At 74.6% G+C, this 19,868-nt stretch carries 16 protein-coding genes and 1 pseudogene; 6 read left to right on the top strand and 11 right to left on the bottom strand.

Annotation, left to right across the window (positions count from 1 at the left end):
* Positions 1-29 precede the first annotated feature (29 nt).
* Positions 30-698, top strand: coding sequence for a maleylpyruvate isomerase N-terminal domain-containing protein (locus tag ACLQ20_RS21615; protein WP_151457265.1), 669 nt, complete (start codon positions 30-32; stop codon positions 696-698).
* A gap of 48 nt (positions 699-746) precedes the next feature.
* Here ACLQ20_RS21615 and ACLQ20_RS21610 read toward each other — a convergent pair whose 3' ends face one another.
* Positions 747-1,631: a DUF1028 domain-containing protein gene (locus ACLQ20_RS21610; protein ID WP_425857444.1), complete on the bottom strand. Its 885-nt coding sequence runs from the start codon at positions 1,629-1,631 to the stop codon at positions 747-749.
* 126 nt (positions 1,632-1,757) lie between these two features.
* On the opposite strand from ACLQ20_RS21610, the gene ACLQ20_RS21605 reads away from it, so the two are divergent.
* From ACLQ20_RS21605 to ACLQ20_RS21595, 3 genes are all read left to right on the top strand, one after another.
* Positions 1,758-2,732, top strand: coding sequence for an LLM class F420-dependent oxidoreductase (locus ACLQ20_RS21605; protein ID WP_425857577.1), 975 nt, complete (start codon positions 1,758-1,760; stop codon positions 2,730-2,732).
* Complete coding sequence (locus ACLQ20_RS21600) at positions 2,729-3,520, top strand: SDR family oxidoreductase (RefSeq protein WP_425857443.1); 792 nt, start codon at positions 2,729-2,731, stop codon at positions 3,518-3,520. The genes ACLQ20_RS21605 and ACLQ20_RS21600 overlap by 4 nt, the downstream gene beginning before the upstream one ends.
* Before the next feature lie 198 nt (positions 3,521-3,718).
* Positions 3,719-4,420 carry a response regulator gene (locus ACLQ20_RS21595; protein ID WP_425857441.1) on the top strand — a complete coding sequence of 234 codons (702 nt, stop codon included), beginning with the start codon at positions 3,719-3,721 and terminating at the stop codon, positions 4,418-4,420.
* 48 nt (positions 4,421-4,468) lie between these two features.
* Here the strand turns inward: ACLQ20_RS21595 and ACLQ20_RS21590 are convergent, their stop codons facing one another.
* The gene (locus ACLQ20_RS21590; protein WP_225852445.1) at positions 4,469-5,716 is read right to left on the bottom strand and encodes a sensor histidine kinase; all 1,248 of its coding nucleotides are present in this window, start codon (positions 5,714-5,716) and stop codon (positions 4,469-4,471) included.
* A 205-nt stretch (positions 5,717-5,921) separates the two neighbouring features.
* On the opposite strand from ACLQ20_RS21590, the gene ACLQ20_RS21585 reads away from it, so the two are divergent.
* Positions 5,922-6,347, top strand: coding sequence for a hypothetical protein (locus ACLQ20_RS21585; RefSeq protein WP_151456878.1), 426 nt, complete (start codon positions 5,922-5,924; stop codon positions 6,345-6,347).
* Positions 6,348-6,500: 153 nt separating this feature from the next.
* On the opposite strand, the gene ACLQ20_RS21580 is transcribed toward ACLQ20_RS21585, so the two are convergent.
* Positions 6,501-6,857, bottom strand: a complete 357-nt coding sequence (locus tag ACLQ20_RS21580; RefSeq protein WP_425857576.1) for a DUF2855 family protein — start codon at positions 6,855-6,857, stop codon at positions 6,501-6,503.
* On the opposite strand from ACLQ20_RS21580, the pseudogene ACLQ20_RS21575 reads away from it, so the two are divergent.
* Positions 6,771-7,058, top strand: a pseudogene (locus tag ACLQ20_RS21575) (dehydrogenase); the annotation flags it as partial. The gene ACLQ20_RS21580 and the pseudogene ACLQ20_RS21575 overlap by 87 nt on opposite strands.
* 59 nt (positions 7,059-7,117) lie before the next feature.
* Here the strand turns inward: ACLQ20_RS21575 and ACLQ20_RS21570 are convergent.
* From ACLQ20_RS21570 to ACLQ20_RS21535, 8 genes are all read right to left on the bottom strand, one after another.
* Positions 7,118-8,878, bottom strand: a complete 1,761-nt coding sequence (locus ACLQ20_RS21570) for a substrate-binding and vWA domain-containing protein (RefSeq protein ID WP_327028966.1) — start codon at positions 8,876-8,878, stop codon at positions 7,118-7,120.
* 527 nt (positions 8,879-9,405) lie between these two features.
* Positions 9,406-10,473 carry a DUF2855 family protein gene (locus tag ACLQ20_RS21565; protein ID WP_425857438.1) on the bottom strand — a complete coding sequence of 356 codons (1,068 nt, stop codon included), beginning with the start codon at positions 10,471-10,473 and terminating at the stop codon, positions 9,406-9,408.
* Positions 10,474-10,621: 148 nt separating this feature from the next.
* Entirely contained in the window at positions 10,622-11,284 is a 663-nt protein-coding gene (locus ACLQ20_RS21560) for a GNAT family N-acetyltransferase (RefSeq protein ID WP_151456881.1), read from the bottom strand.
* Between the two features lie 197 nt (positions 11,285-11,481).
* The gene (locus ACLQ20_RS21555) at positions 11,482-13,881 is read right to left on the bottom strand and encodes a DUF3488 and transglutaminase-like domain-containing protein (protein ID WP_425857575.1); all 2,400 of its coding nucleotides are present in this window, start codon (positions 13,879-13,881) and stop codon (positions 11,482-11,484) included.
* Positions 13,882-14,015: 134 nt separating this feature from the next.
* Positions 14,016-15,170: a DUF58 domain-containing protein gene (locus ACLQ20_RS21550; protein WP_425857436.1), complete on the bottom strand. Its 1,155-nt coding sequence runs from the start codon at positions 15,168-15,170 to the stop codon at positions 14,016-14,018.
* 12 nt (positions 15,171-15,182) lie between these two features.
* Positions 15,183-16,178 (bottom strand): AAA family ATPase, encoded by a 996-nt coding sequence (locus tag ACLQ20_RS21545; protein ID WP_358118633.1) that lies wholly within the window; start codon positions 16,176-16,178, stop codon positions 15,183-15,185.
* Positions 16,179-16,205: 27 nt separating this feature from the next.
* Positions 16,206-18,839: a fibronectin type III domain-containing protein gene (locus ACLQ20_RS21540; protein ID WP_425857435.1), complete on the bottom strand. Its 2,634-nt coding sequence runs from the start codon at positions 18,837-18,839 to the stop codon at positions 16,206-16,208.
* 155 nt (positions 18,840-18,994) lie between these two features.
* Entirely contained in the window at positions 18,995-19,789 is a 795-nt protein-coding gene (locus tag ACLQ20_RS21535; RefSeq protein WP_327031245.1) for a fibronectin type III domain-containing protein, read from the bottom strand.
* Between the last annotated feature and the right edge of the window lie 79 nt (positions 19,790-19,868).

The following is a 19,868-nucleotide window of genomic DNA, read 5'->3' as shown; positions in this document are numbered from 1 at the left end:
AGAGGGTCGGCGGGACGGGGGAGGGGGCCATGGAGAGCGTACGGGCGGCGTTCCGGGACGAGTGCGAGCGGCTCGGCGAGGTGCTGCGCGGCGTCGACGAGGCGGATCTCGACCGTCCGACCGACTGCCGGCCGTGGGCTGTACGCGAACTGCTGGCCCACGTACGCACCGGCGCGGGCCGGCTGGTCGACATGCTCGCCGAGCCCGCCCCGCCCCGCGCCGAGGTCGACGCCGCCGCCTACTACGGCGCCGCCAAGTTCACCCCGTCCGTGGACGCCGCCCGCGTCGACAGCGGCCGGCGGGAGGCCCGGGAACTCGACGGGCCGGCCCTGGTGGCCGACTTCGACCGGGCCTGGCGGGCCGCCCTCGACGCCGTCGACGCCGCACCGCCGGGTCGGGTGGTACGCACCCGGCACGGCGACGCGATGGCGCTCGCCGAGTTCCTGCGTACCCGCGTGGTGGAGGTCGGCGTGCACGGCCTGGACCTGGCGGCGGCGCTGGAGCGGCGGCCGTGGCTGACGCCGACGGCGGCGGAGGTCGTCGCCGACCTGCTCACCGGCGGGCGGGCGGTCCCGCCCGGGCTGGGCTGGGACCGGCTCACGCTGATCCGCAAGGCGACCGGCCGGGTCGGCCTCACGGACCGCGAGCGGGCCGTCGTCGACGCCGCCGGCTTCCGCTGGCTCTCCTTCGGCGGCTGACCCGGGCGGGCCCCGGGCCCGGTCCGGCGGGCGGGTCAGGCGGGCGGGTCAGGCGTCGGCGCCGAGCGGGTCCGCCTCCGGGCGCGGGGCGGGCACGTGCGGGGCGGCCCTGCGCAGGTGGTGCAGCACGACCGGGTCGATCCGGCCGGGCACCAGGCGCTCCTCCAGATTCTCCAGGCCGGCCCAGGAGAAGAGCGCCTCCTCCGGCCGCGCCGGGTCGACCGGGTGGCCGAGCGCGCCCAGCAGCGCGCCGACCTCGGCGGCGACCGCGCCCGTCAGGTCGAGCAGGGTGGCCGGGTCGGGCCGGCCGAAGAGCAGGGTGTGCACCGAGAGCAGCCGCCCCAGCTCGGTCACCGGATCGGGGTGGTCGTCGACCCGCAGGTCGACGAGCACGTCGCCGGTGCCGTCGTACCCGCCGCCGCGCTCGACCACCAGCAGCCCGGCGCTCTGCCGGCCGCGCCGGTCGCCGCCGGCCTGGTCGCCGGCGCGCAACGCGGCCAGCAGCCGGTCGGGGAACGGCAGCGCGGCCCCGCCCAGCCAGGCGTCCCGGACCGCGTCGATCACCTGCGGGCCGACCAGGATGTTGCCCTGCGCCGCCCAGCCGTCGCCGGCCTGACCGCCGGCCCAGGGATGGCAGCTCGGCCCGGTCCAGGTCGCGCCCACGCCGGTGGCGGCGACCACGCCGAGCTGGCGGTGGTCCCGGTCCGGGTCGGCGGCGACCAGCCCGGCCACCACGTCGGCCGCGGCCACCCCGGTGCGCAGCAGCGTCAGCCCCTGCGGGCGGTAGGCGAGGTTGACGTGCGCCTGGGTGGCGAGCGCGCCGACCTCGGCCTCGGCGGCCGGCACCAGCGCGCCGGCGGCCAGGAACCGGCTGGCCACGACGACGCCGTGGTGGCGGCCGTCGGCGGAGCGGGCGACGAGCGAGAAGGTCACGCATGGAGAGTAGCTCCCTCCGCTGCGTGCATATCCCCAGGCTTCGATGGATGTGGGATCGTCGACGGGATCTTGCTCTGTGGCCCGGCGAGCGGGCACGATCGACCGATGACGACGCGATGGGGCATGACCGTGCCGCTGGACGGCATCCCGCTCGCCGAGCACGCCGCGATCTACGCGGCCCTCGACGGGGCCGGCTTCACCGACGTGTGGTCCTCGGAGGTCAACGGGGCAGATGCGTTCACCCCGCTGGCACTCGCCGCCGCCTGGCAGCCCCGGCTGCGCCTGGGCACCGCGATCACGCCGGTCTTCACCCGGGGCCCGGGCCTGCTGGCGATGAGCGCGGCGGCGCTGGCCGACGCCGCCCCGGGCCGGTTCGCGCTCGGCATCGGCGCGTCCTCGCCGGTCGTCGTGGGCAACTGGAACGCCGTGCCGTTCGAGGAGCCGTTCCGGCGCACCCGCGACGTGCTGCGGTTCCTGCGCGCGGCGCTGGCCGGGGAGACCGTCGACGAGGAGTACGACACCTTCGCCGTGCGCCGCTTCACCCTGGACCGCAAGCCGGCCGTGCCGCCGCCGGTGCTGCTCGCCGCGCTGCGCCCGGGGATGCTGCGGCTGGCCGGCGCCGAGGCCGACGGCGTCATCCTCAACTGGCTCGCCGCCACCGACGTGCCCCGGGCCCTCGCCGAGGTCGGCCAGCGGCGCACCGGCTTCGAGGTGGTCGCGCGGATCTTCGTCTGCCCCACCGAGGACGCCGCGCACGCCCGCGCCCTGGGCCGCCGGCTGATCACCAGTTACCTCACCGTTCCCGCGTACGCCGAGTTCCACCGCTGGCTGGGCCGCCAGGAGGTGCTCGGGCCGATGTGGCGGGCCTGGGCCGCCGGGGACCGGCGCGGCGCGGGCGCGGCGGTGCCTGACGACGTGGTCGATGCGTTGGTGCTGCACGGCTCGCCGGAGCATTGCCGCGAGCAGGTCCGCCGCTACGCCGACGCCGGTGTGGACGTACCGGTGCTGGCCCTGCTGCCCACCCCCGAACTCGCCGCGGGTGGTGCGGCGGCGCTGGGGGACCTGATCGCGCGCCTGGGTGGGGGTGGGTCGCGGTGAACCTGACCGACCGGGTGGTGGTGATCACCGGCGGGGCCGGCGGGATCGGCGCCGCCCTGGCCCGTCGCTTCGCCGCCGAGGGTGCCGCCGCCGTGGTGGTGGCCGACCTCGACGCCGAGGCGGCCCGCGCGGTGGCCGAGGGCCTCGGCCCCGTCGCCCGCGCCGTCGGGCTGGACGTCACCGACGAGGAGCAGGTCCGCGCGCTGGTCGCCGACACCGAGCAGCGGTACGGGCGCATCGACCTGTTCTGCGCCAACGCGGGCGTCACCTCCGGCGGCGGGATGGAGGTCGACGACGCCGGTTGGGACCGCGCCTGGCGGGTCAACGTGCTCTCCCACGTCTACGCGGCCCGCGCGGTGCTGCCGGCGATGCTCGCCCGGGGCGGCGGCTACCTGCTGCACACCTGCTCGGCGGCGGGCGTGCTGACCTCGGTCGGCGACGCCCCGTACGCCACCACCAAGCACGCCGCCGTCGGCTTTGCCGAGTGGCTCTCCGTCACCTACCGCGACCAGGGCGTCCGGATCAGCGCGCTGTGCCCGCAGGGCGTGGACACGCCGATGCTCGCCGACGGGCTGGCCGCCGGTCACCTGGGCGCGCGGGTCGTGGCCGCCTCCGGCGCGGTGCTCACCGCCGACCAGGTCGCCGACGCGGCGGTCGCCGGCATCGCCGAGGAGCGCTTCCTGATCCTCCCGCACCCCGAGGTCGCCGACTACGCCCGCCGCAAGGCGGAGGACCCGGACGGCTGGCAGTCCGGCCTGCGCAAACTCGTCCGTCGGCTGAGGGCGTAGCCGCTGTCGTCGGGCAGGGTCGACCGGCGACAGCGGAGGTCCGACCGGGCCGGTTCCCGGCGGCGCGTGTGACCGAAGCGCGCGGCGCGCGTGGGCGTGGGCGTGGGCCGCGCCCGCCCGCGATTCGGACCAAACCTGCCCGCTGTCGGCGTCGAACCCGCCCGCTGTTGGCGTCGAACCGCAAGGACCAGGAGGCTCATGTCCCGCAGCAGTAGGTCGGTGGGGGTTCTCGTCGTCGACGACCAGGTGCTGATCCGCGCCGGTCTGGCCGCCCTGCTCCGGGCCGCCCCGGGGATGCGGGTGGTGGGTGAGGCCGCCGACGGCGCCGAGGCGGTGGTCGTGGCCGCCGCCACCCGGCCCCACGTGGTCCTGATGGACCTCCGGATGCCTGGCGTCGGCGGGATCGCGGCCACCCGTGAGATCATCGCCGCGGCCGGCGACGACCCGCCCCGCGTCCTCGTGCTGACCACGTTCGACACCGACGAGTACGTCTACGCCGCGCTGCGGGCCGGGGCCAGCGGTTTCCTGCTCAAGGACACGCCCCCGGAGCGGCTGCTGGCCGCCGTCGCCACCGTGGCGCGCGGGGACATGCTCTTCACACCCCGCGTGGTCCATCGACTCGTCGAGTCACTTGCCGCCTCCGCCGCGCCGCGGCCCGGTGCGCTGCCGGCGCTCGACGTCCTCACCGGACGGGAGCGGGAGGTGCTGCGGCTGGTCGGCACGGGCCTCGACAACTCGGAGATCGCCGGGCGCCTGGTGATCGCGGAGGCGACCGTCAAGACCCATCTGAACCGGACCATGGCCAAGCTCGACCTGGCCAGCCGGGCGCAGGCGGTGGTCCTGGCGTACGAGTCCGGTCTGGTCCGGCCAGGTGAGAGGGGGTTCACCAATCCGCCATAGATGCATGGGTGTCCTGGAGTTCCTGGACCGGACGTGACAGCAGGCAGGCTAGGCGGGCCGGGCCGGAGGCGACGGCCGCCGACCGGTGACCCCCGGCTCGTGCCTGCCGGGTGGGACGACTCCGACGGGCAGGCTGAGGGTGACGGTGAAGCCGCCGCCCGGGGCGGTGCCGGCGTGCAGGCTTCCGCCGTACAGTCGTGCCCGCTCGCGCATGCCGGCGAGACCGTGGCCGTGCGCCGGCCCGTCAGGAGCGCCGGGGCCGTCGTCGGCGACCCGGATGGTCAGCCGCTCCGGCTGGCCGTAGTCGAGCGTGACGTTCGCCCGGGCCCCGCGCGCGTGCTTCAGGACGTTCGTCAACGACTCCTGCGCCACCCGGTACGCGCAGAGGTCCGTCCCCGGTGGCAGTGGGCGGGGCGAACCCACGACCACCACCGCGACCTGGACGCCGGCGGCCCTGATCCGCTCGACGAGTTCGTCGAGCCGACCCAGCCCCGGTGCGGGGTCGCAGCCGTCGCCCTCGCCTCGCGGGTCGGCGTCGGACACTCGGAGCAGGGCGAGCATCCGGCGCATCTCCTCCAGCGCTTCGTGGCTGCTGTCGGTGATGGTGTCCAGCGCCGCGCCCACCGTCGCCGGATCGGTGGCGAGGACGTACCGGGCCAGGCCGGCCTGCACCGAGATCACCGACATGTGGTGGGCGACCACGTCGTGCAGCTCGCGGGCGATACGTATCCGTTCCGCCAGGACCGCGCTGCGAGCCCGGGCCTCCCGCTCCCGGCGCAGTTCCTCCGCCAGGGCGAGCAGTCGCCGGTTGCGGTCGGCCAGCCGTCGGGCCCCGGCCCCGAACAGCCAGGCCACCAGGGTCGCCACCAGCGCCTGGGCGAGCGCCGTCCACAGCGTGTAGACCTCGACCACCATGCCGCTGTAGAAGGTCACCCCGGCCGTGGCCGCGGCCCCCGGCAGGGCGGTGCGGGTGGGACGCGTCGCGGCCACGGTGTACATCGCGAGCAGCGGCCCGAACAGGTTCAGGCTGGGCACGTAGCCGAGGGTGAGAAACCACGCCACCACGGTGCAGCAGGTCAGCAGGACGGTCATCGGGGCGCGGCGGCGTGCCGCGAGCGGGATGTTGGCCAGGCAGGTCAGGACCAGTGCCGTGCCGTCGAACTCGCGGAAGCCGGGCAGTTGGTAGTCGCGCCCCATCCAGGCGGTGACCGCCACGATGCCGGTGGCGACCGCCGCGTCGACGACCGTCGCGGGCACGTCGTGCAGTCGTTGCCGGAGCCGCTCGCGGTGTGGCACCGGTAGATCCTAAGTGGTCGGTGCGAGGTCGAGCGGTGGCGACGAGGGCCGGTGTCCCGCGGATGGTGCCGTACAACCGCTGCCGTAGTCAGCCGATCCGGATACCGCAGCGGTCGTGGTAGGGGATCAATCAGCGGGACGATGTGGACGGACGCCGTGCGAATTAACGTCTCAGGTGCAAGCCAACCACTAAAGGGAGTACGAATTGAAGAAGCGTCGTTTCGCCGCCGCCCTCTTGGGAATTTCCGCTCTGGTCGGTACGGTCGTGATTTCTCCGGCCCCGGCCCAGGCAGCCACCGAATGGTCGATGAGCAACACGAGCGCGGATGTCTCCGGCGCCTGGGTGCACGGTAGTTGGTGGTGGGGTGACAACGGCCGACTGTACGTCAAGGTGCAGGTCAAGGACACCGTGGCGAACGACCGCAACGCGAAGGCGCGGCTCGCGGCCTACTACCGGGACGGTGGAACGCGCTACGAGGAACTCGCCAACGACAACGGCACGAACTCGACGGTCACCAGGACCTACAACTTTGCCTCGAATGTCACGCGGGTCGAGATCAAAGAATGCACCGACAATTCCCTGAGCGCCAACATCTGTGGAAGCTACAGCACGATCTTCTATCGTTCCTGAACGACCGGCGCAGGCGGCGGCACCCGCACGGATCCGGCGCGGCGACAGGTGGCGGGCCCGGCCACTGTCGCCGCGCCGTGGTGCGCCTGACCGCGCGGGCCAAACCCCGGTCCCGGCCGCAGCCGGGACCGGGGCGACGTCGTGGAACGCCGCTCACAACTGGACGATCTGACCCACACGTGGCGGCGTCCGGCCGGCGAGCGTCTCCGACCAGGCACGTCGCAGGGCGTCGTGGCCGGCGTCGACCCAGAGGTCGAGCCACCCGCTCACAACCCCGGTGAACCGCTGCCAGGCGTCGGTGAACCGCTGGTCGAGCCCGTCGCGGCCCCAGTCCTGGCGGCGTTTGCGCATCTGCACCGGGGCGAAGAACACCTCCTCAGCGGCGTCGGCGTTCGGAGGCTGGGTGGTGAGCCCGACCGCGATTTCCGCGACCAGGGCGTCCGGATCAGCGCGCTGTGCCCGCAGGGCGTGGACACGCCGATGCTCGCCGACGGGCTGGCCGCCGGTCACCTGGGCGCGCGGGTCGTGGCCGCCTCCGGCGCGGTGCTCACCGCCGACCAGGTCGCCGACGCGGCGGTCGCCGGCATCGCCGAGGAGCGCTTCCTGATCCTCCCGCACCCCGAGGTCGCCGACTACGCCCGCCGCAAGGCGGAGGACCCGGACGGCTGGCAGTCCGGCCTGCGCAAACTCGTCCGCCGCCTGCGGTCCTGAAACCCGGCCGCGCGGATCCGCCTCGCCGCGCACCGCGTGCCGGGCGTGGTTGCGCGGCGCTAGAAGCTGCTGACGAGCTTGACGAAAGCGTCGTCGATCTTCGCCGGGTCGCGGGCGTCGAACGCCTTGCCCGCGGACGCCTTGGCGATCTGGTCCAGCTTCCCGAAGTCGGACTTCTCGTCGAAGGCGATGCAGAAGATCTTGATCGGTCGTTCCGGATCCAACGCGACATCCTTCAGCAGCCGGCCGAGGTTGTTGTCCTTGGTGTACTCGTTCGTGCCGTCGGTCAGCACGACCACCGCGTTGATCCGGGACTGGTCGTAGTGATCGAGCATGTGCCGGTGTGCCGCCCGTACGGTGGCGTACAGCGCGGTGCCGCCCTCAACGTGGAGATTGTTGAGCTCCTTGGTGAGCGCCTTCTGGTTGAAGGGTGACAGCCGGACCTCCTCGCTGTACGGCGACTTCGGCCGCTGCGGGGTCTCGGACGAGAACGACCAGAGCGCGACCTTGTCCTCGGAGTTCAGCAGGCCGAAGCCCTTGGCGGCGGCCCTGGTCGCCACCTGGAACCTGGTCTGGTCACCGATCTTCGCGTTCATCGAACCGGACGTGTCGACGGCCACGAGGATGTTGGCCTTCTTCCGCAGCGTGCCCCAGCCGGTGAGGATCGCCTTGACCACGGCGGGATCCGGCGGGTCGAAGTAGGTGAGGTTCTCGGCCCTCCGCCCGCCGACGGCGGCGATCAACGGGCCAGCCGCGTTCCGCTCGTGGTCGCGGAACCCGTGCCGGCTGAAGCTCTGCTGCTGCGGCGGCTCCTGCAGGAACTTCAGGAAGTCGGCGGCGGCGTCACGCTGCTCCGGGCTGGCCGAGGGGAGCACCACGTACGGGTGGTCGAGGTTGAACGTGCCTTCCTTGGGATACAGCGCGACCAGCGGGACCCTCGGCTTCTTGCCCGGGGTCGGGCTCAGCTTCCCCTCGTTGTACTGGTAGACCAGCTCCTCCTGCGTCACCACCGCGCTCATGTCCGTCGGGGCCGCCGTGTCGGCGCTGGACAGGTCCGCCTCGGCGCGGTCCTTCAACAGGTCCACGATGTCGTCGCTGTAGTGGGACACGTTGGCCTCGATGCGGCGCACGAACTGGGTCACCGCCGGATTCGCGACGTCGCTCTCGGTCAGGTCGCTGGCCCGGTTGATGGCCGCGTAGTAGCTCGCGATCGTGGCCGCCAGCCCGGAGGTGGACAGGTTCGGGTTGACCTTGCCGAAGCTGAACCGCCCCCAGTCGGGGCGGCCGAAGGTGGCCCAGCCCGTGCGCCCGGACGAGCCGAGGACCTCACCCCAGCCGAGTGGGCCCTGTTGCTGGAGGTGCTTTCCCTTCGACTGGGGCATGGCGATCACCAGCGGGCTGTTCGCGATCGACGGGTACCGGCCGGGGGTCTGCGCCGGGCGTCCGGCGGCCTCGTCCAGCAACTTCAACTGCCCGGTCCACAGGCTCGACGTCGGCAACCACACCTGCGGCCGTGGCAGGTCGGGCTGCTCGGCCGCCCAGTCGCCGGCCAGCGCGTCCGTCGAGGCACCGGAGGCGAGGCCGTGCACGGTCACCACGGCGCACCGGTCGCCGACTCGCCGATCGCTCTTGTTGTAGCGTTCCGCCAGCTCGCCGAGCAGCACGTCCTTCTCGATCGACGCGCTGACCTCCAGCGGCGTGCACACGGCGTCCGCCGCCGGCCGGGCGATCAGGTAGGCCGCCGCGATGACCGCGGATCCGGCCACGATGGCCACGGCGTACGGCAGCCACGGCCGGGCAGTCGGTCGACCTGAAACCATCGGTTCCCTCCAGAGGTGCGGCGGTGGCGTCGGCGATGGCCTGCCGGGTTGACCGCTCCCCGGTAGCCGTGTCCGTCCCTGCCCGGGTGGACGGCGCCCCGGCCGCCCACGCCCGGCCGCCCGATGAGCTGGCAGGGCCCCGCCGTGCGCGGATCACACGAACCCGGCGGCGTGCCCGGCATCGCTGCCCCTTCGGCCCAGCCATTGTGACTCCACCGGAACCTCGACGAGCCGCGCCGAGGCGACGGACGACAGAGGTATGGTGTCACGGCCCGCCAGCCCGAAAGCCACTCGCCTCCGGCGTGTCGTGCCGTCTCGGCGGTTCGACGGACGGCGATGTCGGGGACGGCACGGCCCGCAGGTCCGGCCTGTCGCGTCCCGCACCCTCCATTCAGGAGCGGTACGCGGCCCAGGGGGCTGTGCCGCACCCGGGGCGGGAGCGGCGGCAGCGATGACGGTGGACCCCTCGCCCAGAAAAGCGGTGAGTGGCTTGTCTGCCCGCAGCCCGTCCGGGGCCGGGACACCGCTCACAACTGGACGATCTGACCCACACGCGGCGGCGTCCGGCCGGCGAGGACCTCCGACCAGGCGCGCTCCAGGGCGTCGGGCCCGGATCCGGTCCGGACGTCGAGCCATTCGCCCACGACCCCGGTGAACCGTTGCCAGGCGTCGGTGAACCGCTGGTCGAGCCCGTCGCGGCCCCAGTCCTGGCGGCGCTTGCGCATCTGCACCGGGGCGAAGAACACCTCTCCGGCGGCGTCGGCGTTCGGGATCTGGGTGGTGAGTCCGACCGCGACGTCGCGCACGAGCCGGTCGCCGAGGTGCTCCCGCAGCGCGGCCCGGGTGGCGGGCGCGCCGGACAGGTCGAGGTAGGCGGTCGGTACGGCGTCGAGGGCGTGGATGTCGTCGTAGGAGACGACGTCGTCGTAGCACCCGAGCGACCGGGTGAACGCGAGGTTGCCGGGTGAGGTGAGCCCGACCAGGCGCGGGCCCCGGCCGTGCAGCTCGAAGGCGGCGGCGTACGCGGTCTTGCTCGATGCCGACGACAGCACCAGTGACTGCGCCCCGTAGAAGTCGTTGTCGACGACCTGGTCGGCCAGCATGAAGGAGGTGAAGAACAGCGGCCGGAACAGGACCAGCAGGTCCTCCTGGTCTTCCCGGTACGCCGGGTCGCCGGTGGTCGCCCGGTGCACGTTGTACGGCGAGGGCAGGTCGGCCCGGTGCGCGCTCGCGTCGCGGAATCCGGAGGCGTCCACCCGGTCCGGCCGCACCACCAGGTGACCCGCCGGCGGGAGGTAGCCGTAGACCCGCTGCCCCGCCGCGACCCCCTCGACCGTGGACTCGACCACCTCGGCGAAGCCCCACAGCGGCGGGAGTCCCCACTGCGGGCCGAGCCCACGGGGGCCGGGCGGGAAGAACTCCCAGTACCGCATCGAGTCGCCGAGCACCGCGTAGGTGACGTTGTTGGCGGTCAGGCCGACGCGGTCCACTCGCAACAGTGCCTCGCCGTCGGCGAGGGTGGGCGTCGTGCCTTCGACGAGGGTGGTCCGGCTCAGGTCGTCACGGGCAACGGCGAAGGTCCAGGAAGCAGGCATGATGCGACGCTAGGCAGCCCCGGAGGCCGAGACAAGTGCACTGCGAGTGCAAAATCCCACTCGCGGTCCGGGTGGACGTGGCAACCGGCCGTACGAAGGTGCCGCACCTGTGGCCGGTAGCGGGGATGCGTCGTGACCGCGCGGGCAATCAGGGCGCCGGAACCCATTCCTGCCAGACTCCGACGTCACGGAACCCGAGCCCCCGGTAGAGCCGCAATCCGGCCGGGGTGGACTGCAGGGTCGCGTACCTCTCGCCCCGGTACCGTGCGTCCAGCAGCGCTCGCGTCATGACGGCCCGGCCGAGGCCGCGCCGCTGGAACTCCTCACGGGTAGTGACGAACGAGATGTTCGCTACGGCACCGGTCGTCATCGTGATCGCCCAGGACTCCCACCGCTCGGTCGCATGGCCGTAGGTGTGCGGAAGGTCCGCGAGCATCGACCGGCCCACACCGCTGTGCTGCGCCACGTCACCCGGCGCCACCGCCACCACGGGCACAGCAGGTGGTCGATCCCAGCCGGCAAGCTCAAGCACCATCGGCACCGTGCACTCGTTGCGCCGATACCCCACTACTTCGAGGCCGTCGCCGGGCTGCCGCACCCACACCGCATGGTGACGCTCGCCGAACACCTTTCGGATCCGGTCGAGCCCCCTCGGCGAGCGCAACAGTGCGTTACACAGGGCCGGATGCGAATGCGACATGGTCACCGCGTCCTGATCGTCGACGACCTCGCCTTCCGGATCCACCGAGGCGAGCAGTCGCCATGAGGCGATCAGCGAGTTCTCGTGCAAGGTGAACAGACCGTCGAGCACGCCGAGACCGTACCAGCGGACATTGGTCCCGACATGACGGTCTGACAGGGCGCCCCATGGATGTGGTGGTGGCACCGGCGGCCACCGTTGTGCACGGAATCATGCGACGTAGACGCGTCGCAGCCGCTGGCGCCGCAGGAGTGTCGTCGCGGGTGATCAGCGGGGCCCGGCGGACGGCGCCACGTCGCGGAGGGGGCCTAGCGGCGCCAGCGGAGGGGACCGGGGCGCACGGACCAGAGGAGCCGGCGCCACCAGGGGCGGGCGGCGCGCAGCGTGGCGACGTAGTCATGGGCCGTCGTGGTGGCCCGCGCGGCCTGCTCCGCAGTGGTCGTGCCCGGGGCGAACGCCGTCTGGTTGAGCAGCCCCGCCAGCTCGTCCACCCGGGCGTCCAGGTCGCCGGCAGCCGTCATGGTGCCCGTCGGTCCGGTGCCTCCCGGTCCGGGGCCGCTCAGGGCGGTGCCTCCCGGGGCGGTGCCGGCGGGACCGGGGGAGGGGCCGGCCGTCGTCGGGGCGTGCCCGGACCGCCTCGCGCGGGCATCGGCGACGGCCCGGCGGGCGTGGGCGGCGACCTCGGAGGCGGAGAGATTCCCGCCGACCGGGTGCCCGGACAGCCGCAGCGCGTCGGTCACCTCCCGCCAGGCGCCGGCGATCCGCTGGCCGGGGTCGCCCCGCTCCAGCCGCGCCCGGGTCAGCGCCCGGCGCATCAGCAGCAGCGCGAGCAGCGCGACCACGACCAGCAGCAGCACGCCGCCCGTCCCGCCGCCGACCAGCAGCGCCGTCGACGGTCCACCGGAGCCGGCCCGCCCGCCCGGCGCGGCGGCCGGTTCCGGCGACACGGTCGGCTCGACCGTGGGCTCCGGCACCTCCGACGGGGGCGGCTCCTCCGGCGCGGGGCGGAAGTCCTCCTCCACCGGGCGCGGCTCCTCGTCGGGCCTGGGCAGCGGGTCGAACGGCACCCAGCCCAGCCCCTCGAAGAGCACCTCCGGCCAGGCGTACGCGTCGCCGGCCCGGACCGGACCGTCGCCGGCGGCACGGAAGCCCACCACCACCCGGGTCGGCAGCCCCGTCAGCCGGCCCAGCACGGCGAACGCCGCCGCGAACTGCTCGGAGGTGCCCCGCTGCCCGCCGGCGTTGCGGGGTCCGAAGAGGAAGAAGTTCAGGTTCGGGTACGCGTGCCCGCTGGGCGCGTCCGCGACGAGGCGGTAGTGCTCGGCGAGGAACTGCTCCACGGCGGCGGCCCGCGCGTACGGGGCGCCGTTGGACTCGGCCAGCTGGGCGGCGAGCCGGCGCAACGGTTCCGGCACCCCGTCGGCGACCCGCAGCACCCGGGCCACCTCCTCGCCGGCCGGCACGTCCGCCGTGGCGAGCAGGTTGGAGTCGGGCGTCTCCAGCGCCGACGTCACGTCGTAGCGCAGCCCCGGGGTCAGGCCCTCCGGGCGGATCAGCGTCCCGGTCGTCGGGTCGTACGCCACCCGGGCGCCGGTGACCTGGCGCGGGGTGGCGACGGCGGGCAGCAGCCGGCCGCTCAGCCCGGCGACGGTGATCTCCTGCCGTACCGTCTCCACGGTGCTGTCGGCCGCCGGCGCCGTCACGGGCAGGATCCGCCCCGCGTTGCGGTACGTGGCGCCGACCCGCCAGGTCACGCCGTCGTAGTCGCTGAGCACCGCCAGCCGGATCGGCACCGGGCGTGCGGCGGCGCCCGGCCCGGGGGCGGCCCCCGGCTCCTCGGCCGGCGCGGAATCCGGCGGGCCCGACCGTTGCGTACGCACGTCGAGCAACTGCTGGCCCGGGTTCAGCGCCCAGCCGGAGATCCGGATGAGCGGGTTCTCGTCGAGGGTCTCCACCTGCGGCGGCTCGACGTACCGCCGGGGGTCCACCGGCCGGCCGTCGACCTGGCCGGCGAGCAGCGGACCGAGCAGCGCGACGAGGCCGACGACCACCGCGAGGCCGGCGGCGGAGGCGGCGGCGAGCCGGGCCCGGACGGCCGCGCGGACCGCCGGGGCCAGCCCGGCGGCCGCGTCGGCGCCGGCCGCCCCGCGTGGCGGCACCGCCAGCCCGAGCACCGCCACGGCCACGAGGGCCAGCGTCGGCCCGATCGCGGGATCGGCGTTCGGGCCGACGACGTAGAGCGCGGCGGCGTAGAGCAGCACCGGCGGCAGGTAGCCGAGCAGCACCCGACCCGCCCGCATCGCCACCTCCGCCCCGGCGAGACCGGCCAGCCACGCGGCGACCAGCGGCACCAGCACCGTGTCGGGGGTCGGCTCCACCGGGATCATCGCCGTCAGCAGCCGGGGGATGCCGTTCGCGGCGGCGTCGGCGGTCACCTCGGCCAGGCCCCCGGGCAGCTCGGCGCGGGTCGCGGTGAGCCGCAGCGACCAGGCCGTCCAGCCCGCCATCGCGAGCACCGAGACGGGTGCGACCAGCCACGAGGGCAGCCGGCGGGCGGCCACGCTGACCAGCACCGAGCCGACCGCCGCCCCGAGCACCAGCCAGGTCAGCAGCGGGCCGGCATAGACCCGGCCGAGTACCGCGCCGGCCAGGCCGATCATCCCGACCAGCGCCAGCGGCACCGGGACGGCCCGCAGCGCCCGCGCCACCCGGGCGACCCCACCGCCGCCGGCCGACCCGGGGTCGCCAGCTCCGCCGCCGACCCCGGACGGCCCGGCGGCGTCGGTCGCGACGCCGCCGGTGCCCCGCCCCGCCTGACCGTCGGGACCGCCGCCGGCCACCGTCACCACCTGCGCACCCCGTCCCACTCGGCGGCGAACGCCGCCCCGTCCGCGGCGTCGATCACCACCAGGCCGGCCGCGCCCGACGGCGCCGGCTCCGTCGCCCCGAAGACCCCCACCACCACCGACGGGTACGCGGCCCGCAGCGCGCCCACCGTCCCCAGGTCGTCCCGGCCACCCGGCCCGGTGAGGAAGACCAGCGTGTCGCCGAGCCGTTCCCGCCGCAGCCGGGTGGTGGCGGGCTGAAGGTCACCCCCGTCGGCGAGCTCCGCCGCCGCGAGCCGGTCCAGCGGCCCCTGCGCCGCCGCGTCACCGCCCGCCGACTCCGGCGCGACCAGCAGCAGCACCACCGGCAGATCCTCGCGGTACGCGGCCACCAGCACCGAGGCGGCGGCCTCGCACGCCGACTCGAACGACTCGGCCACCCCGTCCAGGCGCTCCGGGTGGGCCGCCGCCCGGTTGTCCAGCAGCACCACGATCCGGGGCAGGCTGGTGTCCACGTTCTCCCGCACCATCAGCTCGCCCACCCGGGCGCTGGTCCGCCAGTGCACCCGGCGCAACTCGTCACCGACCACGTACTCGCGTAGCGAGTCGAAGGTGATCGAGCCGTGCGGCACCTTGTCCACCCGGCCGTCCAGGCTGCGCCCCGCCCCCGTGGGCACCGCGTTCAGCGGGTGCACGCGCGGGTGCACCCAGACCGGCACCGTGCCGCCGTACGGGCGGGCCAGCGCCACCAGGCCGAGGGGGTCGCGCCGGGTCACCCGCAGCGGCCCCACCGGCACCACGCCCCGGCGGGCGGTCGGCACCTCGTAACGGACCGTGGTGTCCCGGCCCGGTCGCAGCCGCAGCAGCGGCACCGGAACCGCCCGGTCCCCGCACCGGTCCTCGGCCACCAGGCTCGCCGCCCGCAGCCGCCCCGCGTTGCGCACCGTCAGGGTCATCGCCGCCGGCTCGCCGCGCGCCACCCGGTCCGGGTCGGCGCTGCGGGTCACCTCAAGGCGGGGCCGCCACGCCGCGCTCAGCACGGCGTACCCGACGGCGATGCCGGCCGCCGCCCCGAGCAGCGTCAACTCCGGGTACGCGAAGCGGAATCCGACGCCCAGCAGCACGACGGCGGCGACGAGCAGCCCGACACACCGGGCGGTGAGCGCGGACACCGGCGTCGCCGGTCAGCCCTGGACCGGGGCCGGCTGGCCCGAGGGGAGCGGCACCGGAACCGAGGCGACCGCCTGGCGCAGCACCTCGGCGGCGGTCACCCCGCGCACCTGCGCGTCGGGGGTGAGCAGCAGCCGGTGCGCGAAGACCGGCTCGGCCAGGGTCTTCAGGTCCTCCGGCATGATCCAGCCCCGCCCGTCGATCAGCGCGTACGCGCACGCCGCCCTCGTCAGCGCGATCACACCCCGGGGACTGACGCCGACCCGCACCTGCGGGTGGGTGCGGGTGGCCGCGGCCAGCCGCACCGCGTACGCGTAGAGCGGCTCGGCGATGTGCACCCGGCGGGCCATGCGGACCATCTCCCCGACGGTGGCCGTGTCGGTGACCGCCGTCAGCGCCTCGGGGGAGCGGACCGTCGCCCCGCGCAGCACCTCCACCTCGACCGCCTCGTCGGGGTAGCCGACGGAGAGCTTCACCAGGAAGCGGTCGAGCTGGGCCTCCGGCAGCCGGTACGTGCCGTCCATCTCCACCGGGTTCTGGGTGGCCACCACCAGGAACGGCTGCGGCACCGGGTGCCGGACGCCGTCGACGGTGACGGTGCGCTCCTCCATCACCTCCAGCAGCGCCGACTGGGTCTTCGGTGACGCCCGGTTGATCTCGTCGGCGATGACGATGTTGGCGAAGACCGGGCCCGGGTGGAACTCGAAGCCCCGGGTGGCCTGGTTGAAGATCGTCACCCCGGACACGTCGGAGGGGAGCAGGTCAGGGGTGAACTGGATGCGCCGCCACTGCCCCTTCACGGTCGCCGCGACGGCCCGGGCCAGGGTGGTCTTGCCGACCCCCGGCACGTCCTCCAGCAGCACGTGCCCCTGGGCGAAGAGCGCGGTCAGCGCCAGCCGGACCACCTGGGGCTTGCCCAGCACCACCGCGTTGACGTTCTCGGCCAGCCGGGCGGCGAGGGCGGCGAAGCCCTGCACCTCCGGCTGGGTGAGCGGGTCTGGGGTGTTCACGCGGGTGGTGCTCCTTGCCTGGGTGGGTCAGCAGGTGGGCAGGTCCTTGATGTCGTCGCCGCCCTCCAGGTTGAGCCAGGCCCAGGGGATGTAGTTCTTCCCCTTGTAGTCGACCTGCACCCACCAGGTGCTCTGCTTCTGGTTGTTGTAGATCCAGGAATCGACGTTCTCGCCCGACTTCTTGCAGTACGCCTTCAGCCGGGTGCCGGGCTTCGCCCAGCCGGCCTGCTGGTCGTTGTCCTGCCGGGTGACCTTGAAGACCTCGTTGCCGTTGCGGCCGTCAACGTCCCTGTCGCAGTACGTGCGCTGTTCGCCGTCCGGCCCGTTCTTGCAGGTCGCGATGCCGTAGAGGGCGTCGGTCGTCTGGGCGCGGGTGCCGGTGCCCTTGCCGGCGGCGTTGCTCGCGGTCACGGTGAACGTGTACGCCGTGCCCGGGGTCAGGCCCGTCATCGTGATGCTGGAGCAGTTGCCGGTCTTCGCCGGCTCACCGCCCGTGCTCAGCGAGCAGGTCGCCTTGCCGCCGCCGGCGTCCACGGTGAACGTCACCGTCGCCGACGTGGCGGTCGCCGAGGAACCGGTCACGGTGACACGGGGCTCGGCCACCGTACGGGCCGTGGCGGTGGCCTCCGGGCCGGGGCCGGCCTCGTTGACCGCCCGCACCTTCACGGTGACGTTCTGGCCGTTGCCCAACCCGTCCACCGTGGCCCGGGTGTCGGTCACCTCGCTGCTGCGCCCGCCCACGTCCACGACGTACTTCGTCACCGGCCGGCCGTTGGCCACCGCCGGGGACCACTGCACCGCGACGGAGCCCGGCCGGTCGGCCACAGTGGTCGGTCGCAAGTCGGTCGGCCGCTCCGGCGGCGCGTACGGCACGACGGTGTTGCTCACCGGCGAGGCCGCCGAGCCCGCGCCCCGGTCGTTGACCGCCACCACCGTGAACGCGTACTGCGTGCCGTACTCCAACTCGCCCGCCGGCGCCACCAGTTCCGTCCTGCGGGACTCGCCGGCCGGGGCGTTGGTGCCCGCCGACGTGGCCGTGACCACGTACTTCGCGATCCTGTTGCCCTGCCCGTTGGCGGCCGGCCACTTCACCAGCACCGTGCCGTCCGGGCGCTCCTGGGCGGTGACGGCGGCCGGCGGGTCCGGCACCGCGGCCGTCGGCGTCACCGGGTTGCTGGTGCGCGCGGGACCGTCGCCCTTCGCGTTGACCGCGTGCACCGAGAACCGGTACGTCTCACCGTTGGTCAGGCCCTTGATCTCCACGGCCCGCTGGTTGGCGCCCACCTGCACGCGCTGGCCGGCGCCCTGCACCACGTACCGGACGATCTCCGCCCCGTTGGCCGGAGCCGGCCGCCAGCTCACCCGGGCCTGCGCGTTGCCGGCGGCGGCGGTGACGCCGCGCGGGGCGCCCGGCTTGCCCACCTCGGGCTTCTTCGGCGGGGGCGGCGGCGGGGGAGCCGGCGGCGGGTCGCCGCCGAGCACGTCGTTGGCGTACTTGTCGACCTCGCGGACCTGGTGCTTGTCGTCCACCACCTGCGCGGTCGCCGAGTCGGGGGCGTTGATGAAGAGGTGGTTCTCCCGCACCTCCAGCTCCAGCGGCCCGGTGCCCCGGCCCCGGATGGTGTCGACGAGCTGGCCGCCGGAGTCGAACGCGTAGACCGTGCCGGACGCCTCGTCGGCGCAGTAGTACCGCCCGGCCCACGCCACGGCCGGGCTGAGCTGGTCGCCCGCGCCCGGCACCGTGAACGCCCGGACCGCGCCACCACTGTCGACCACGTGCACCCGCCGCTCGCCGGGCACCGTCACGGGCACGTCCGGCCCGCTCGTCCGCGCCGGCAGCGCGCCCGGCGCTGCCATCGTCAGCGGCGTGGTCCGGACCTTGCCGCCCTGCACCCGCACCAAAGCACCCGCCGTACGGTCGAGCACCGCGACGCCGTCGTCCAGGGTGGAGAGGACCAGCTCGTGGCTGGCGTCCGCGACGTCGTACGTCTCGACCTTCTTCGGGCTGAGGCCGGCCCCGGCGGGGGCCGCCGACGCGGGCGCGGAGGGCAGCGGCGCGGCGGTGACCGCCGAGACGGTGCCCTCGCTGGGCACCGCGATCCACAGGCGCCCCTCGCCGTCGAAGGACCCGCCGGTGATGCCCGGCGGGTAGCGCACCGGCTCGCCGATCGGGGTCAGCGACCGCGGGTCGAGCTGCCGGACGACACCCTGCACGGCGTCGACGACGAACGCCGCGTCCTCGTGCAGGGCGACGTTGACGCCGAGCCCCGGGGTCGTCCGGGTGGTCGCGGTGATCTGGAGGGTGGCCAGGTCCAACGAGCTGACCTGCCCGGTGTTCAGGTCCCGCAGGACCAGCAGGCGGTCGGTCTGGGTGACCTGCACCGGGTGCCGGCGGGCGCCCGGGACCCCGACGCGGGTGTCGACCCGCGCGGTGATCCCGTTGACGCGGGCCAGCTCGCTGCGCGCGGCGCTCCACAGCCAGGAACTCGCGTCGTGGCTCGCCACCGCGTTGTCCGCCGCACCGAGGCCGTGGACGGTGAGCCCCATGGCGGCCAGCAGCGCGGCCACCGTCGCGATGGTGACGACCCCGCCCCGCATCCGGCGGGGCCGGGGACGCGGGGGGCCGGTGCCGGCGTGCCCGGCGTCGTCGATGGTGGCCACTACCGGCTGCCTCCCGTGTCGTCCCTGGCAGGTGGCACGCCATGACGGCGACCCTCCCCTGAGCCGGGTGCCATCATATGGCCGGGTCGGGGGCATGGGAACCCGCACCGTCCCCCTGTGGACACCGAGCGTGTGCGCCGCGCCGTGGTGTCCGGTCAGCTCGACGGCGTGTCGCCCTCCCGTTCCGTGCATACCTGCCCGGACGTGGCGAACGAGTCCGTCGAGTAGACCGCCAGCACCGTGAAGCAGTAGTCCACCCGCGAGTTCAGCCCGTTGACCGTGTAGCTGGTCCGGCCCGGGTCCACCGTGGCCATCACGCCCAGCGCCTGGCCGGTCCGGCCGCCGGCCACCATGAACGGCACCCCGCCGCCCGCCGGGTCCGTCCAGTTCAGGGTGATCGTCGCCGAGTCGTCCTTCAGCGTCAGCCCGCCCGGCGGGGGACCGGCCGCCGACGCGGACGGCGCGGCCGCAGACGGGGAGCCGGGTCCCGCCGGCGGCGCCGCGTCCCGGTTGAGCACCAGCACGCCCACGCCGACGAGCGCCACCACGGCCAAAACCGCGACGACGACCGCGACGATGACCGCCGTGCGGTTCCGGCCGCCCTCCTCGGGCTCCGGCATCATCGGGTACGCCGGCGGCGGCGGGAAGGCCGGCGCCTGCTGCTGCGCGGGGTGCTCGGCCGTCGACCGGGTCCGCACGGGCTGCGCCTTCATCGGGAACGTCTCGTCGATGTCGAGGTACGCCGGCGGCAGGTCGTCGACCCGCTCCCGCTCCGGCTCCGGCTGCTCCACCTCCTCCCGCTGCCGTTGCGACTCGGCCCGCTCCAGCTCCTCCTCGACGTCCGGCTGCTCGGCGTCGCTGTCGGCGTCGGTGGTCGCGCCCGTGAGCGCCTGCGGGGGAGCCGTGCTGCTCCACGGCGGCGCGGACATGCTCCACGGTGGCGCGCTCACCGGCGGCTGGCCCCCGGGTGGGGCGCTCACCGGCGGCTGAATCCCGGGGGGCGCGCTGAACTGCTGCGGAAGAGCGGGC

The organism is Micromonospora sp. DT46 (assembly GCF_049841735.1).
GTDB classification, from domain to species: domain Bacteria; phylum Actinomycetota; class Actinomycetes; order Mycobacteriales; family Micromonosporaceae; genus Micromonospora; species Micromonospora reichwaldensis.
Note: the sequence above shows the minus strand (reverse complement) of the source record. Positions and strands in the feature narration are given on the sequence as shown.

What these genes read in the sequence shown, in the direction of transcription:
- ACLQ20_RS21565 (WP_425857438.1), bottom strand. Translation starts at nt 10,473, where the DNA reads ATGCCTGCTTCCTGGACCTTCGCCGTTGCCCGTGACGACCTGAGCCGG.
- ACLQ20_RS21570 (WP_327028966.1), bottom strand. Translation starts at nt 8,878, where the DNA reads ATGGTTTCAGGTCGACCGACTGCCCGGCCGTGGCTGCCGTACGCCGTG.
- ACLQ20_RS21615 (WP_151457265.1), top strand. Translation starts at nt 30, where the DNA reads ATGGAGAGCGTACGGGCGGCGTTCCGGGACGAGTGCGAGCGGCTCGGC.
- ACLQ20_RS21605 (WP_425857577.1), top strand. Translation starts at nt 1,758, where the DNA reads ATGACCGTGCCGCTGGACGGCATCCCGCTCGCCGAGCACGCCGCGATC.
- ACLQ20_RS21595 (WP_425857441.1), top strand. Translation starts at nt 3,719, where the DNA reads ATGTCCCGCAGCAGTAGGTCGGTGGGGGTTCTCGTCGTCGACGACCAG.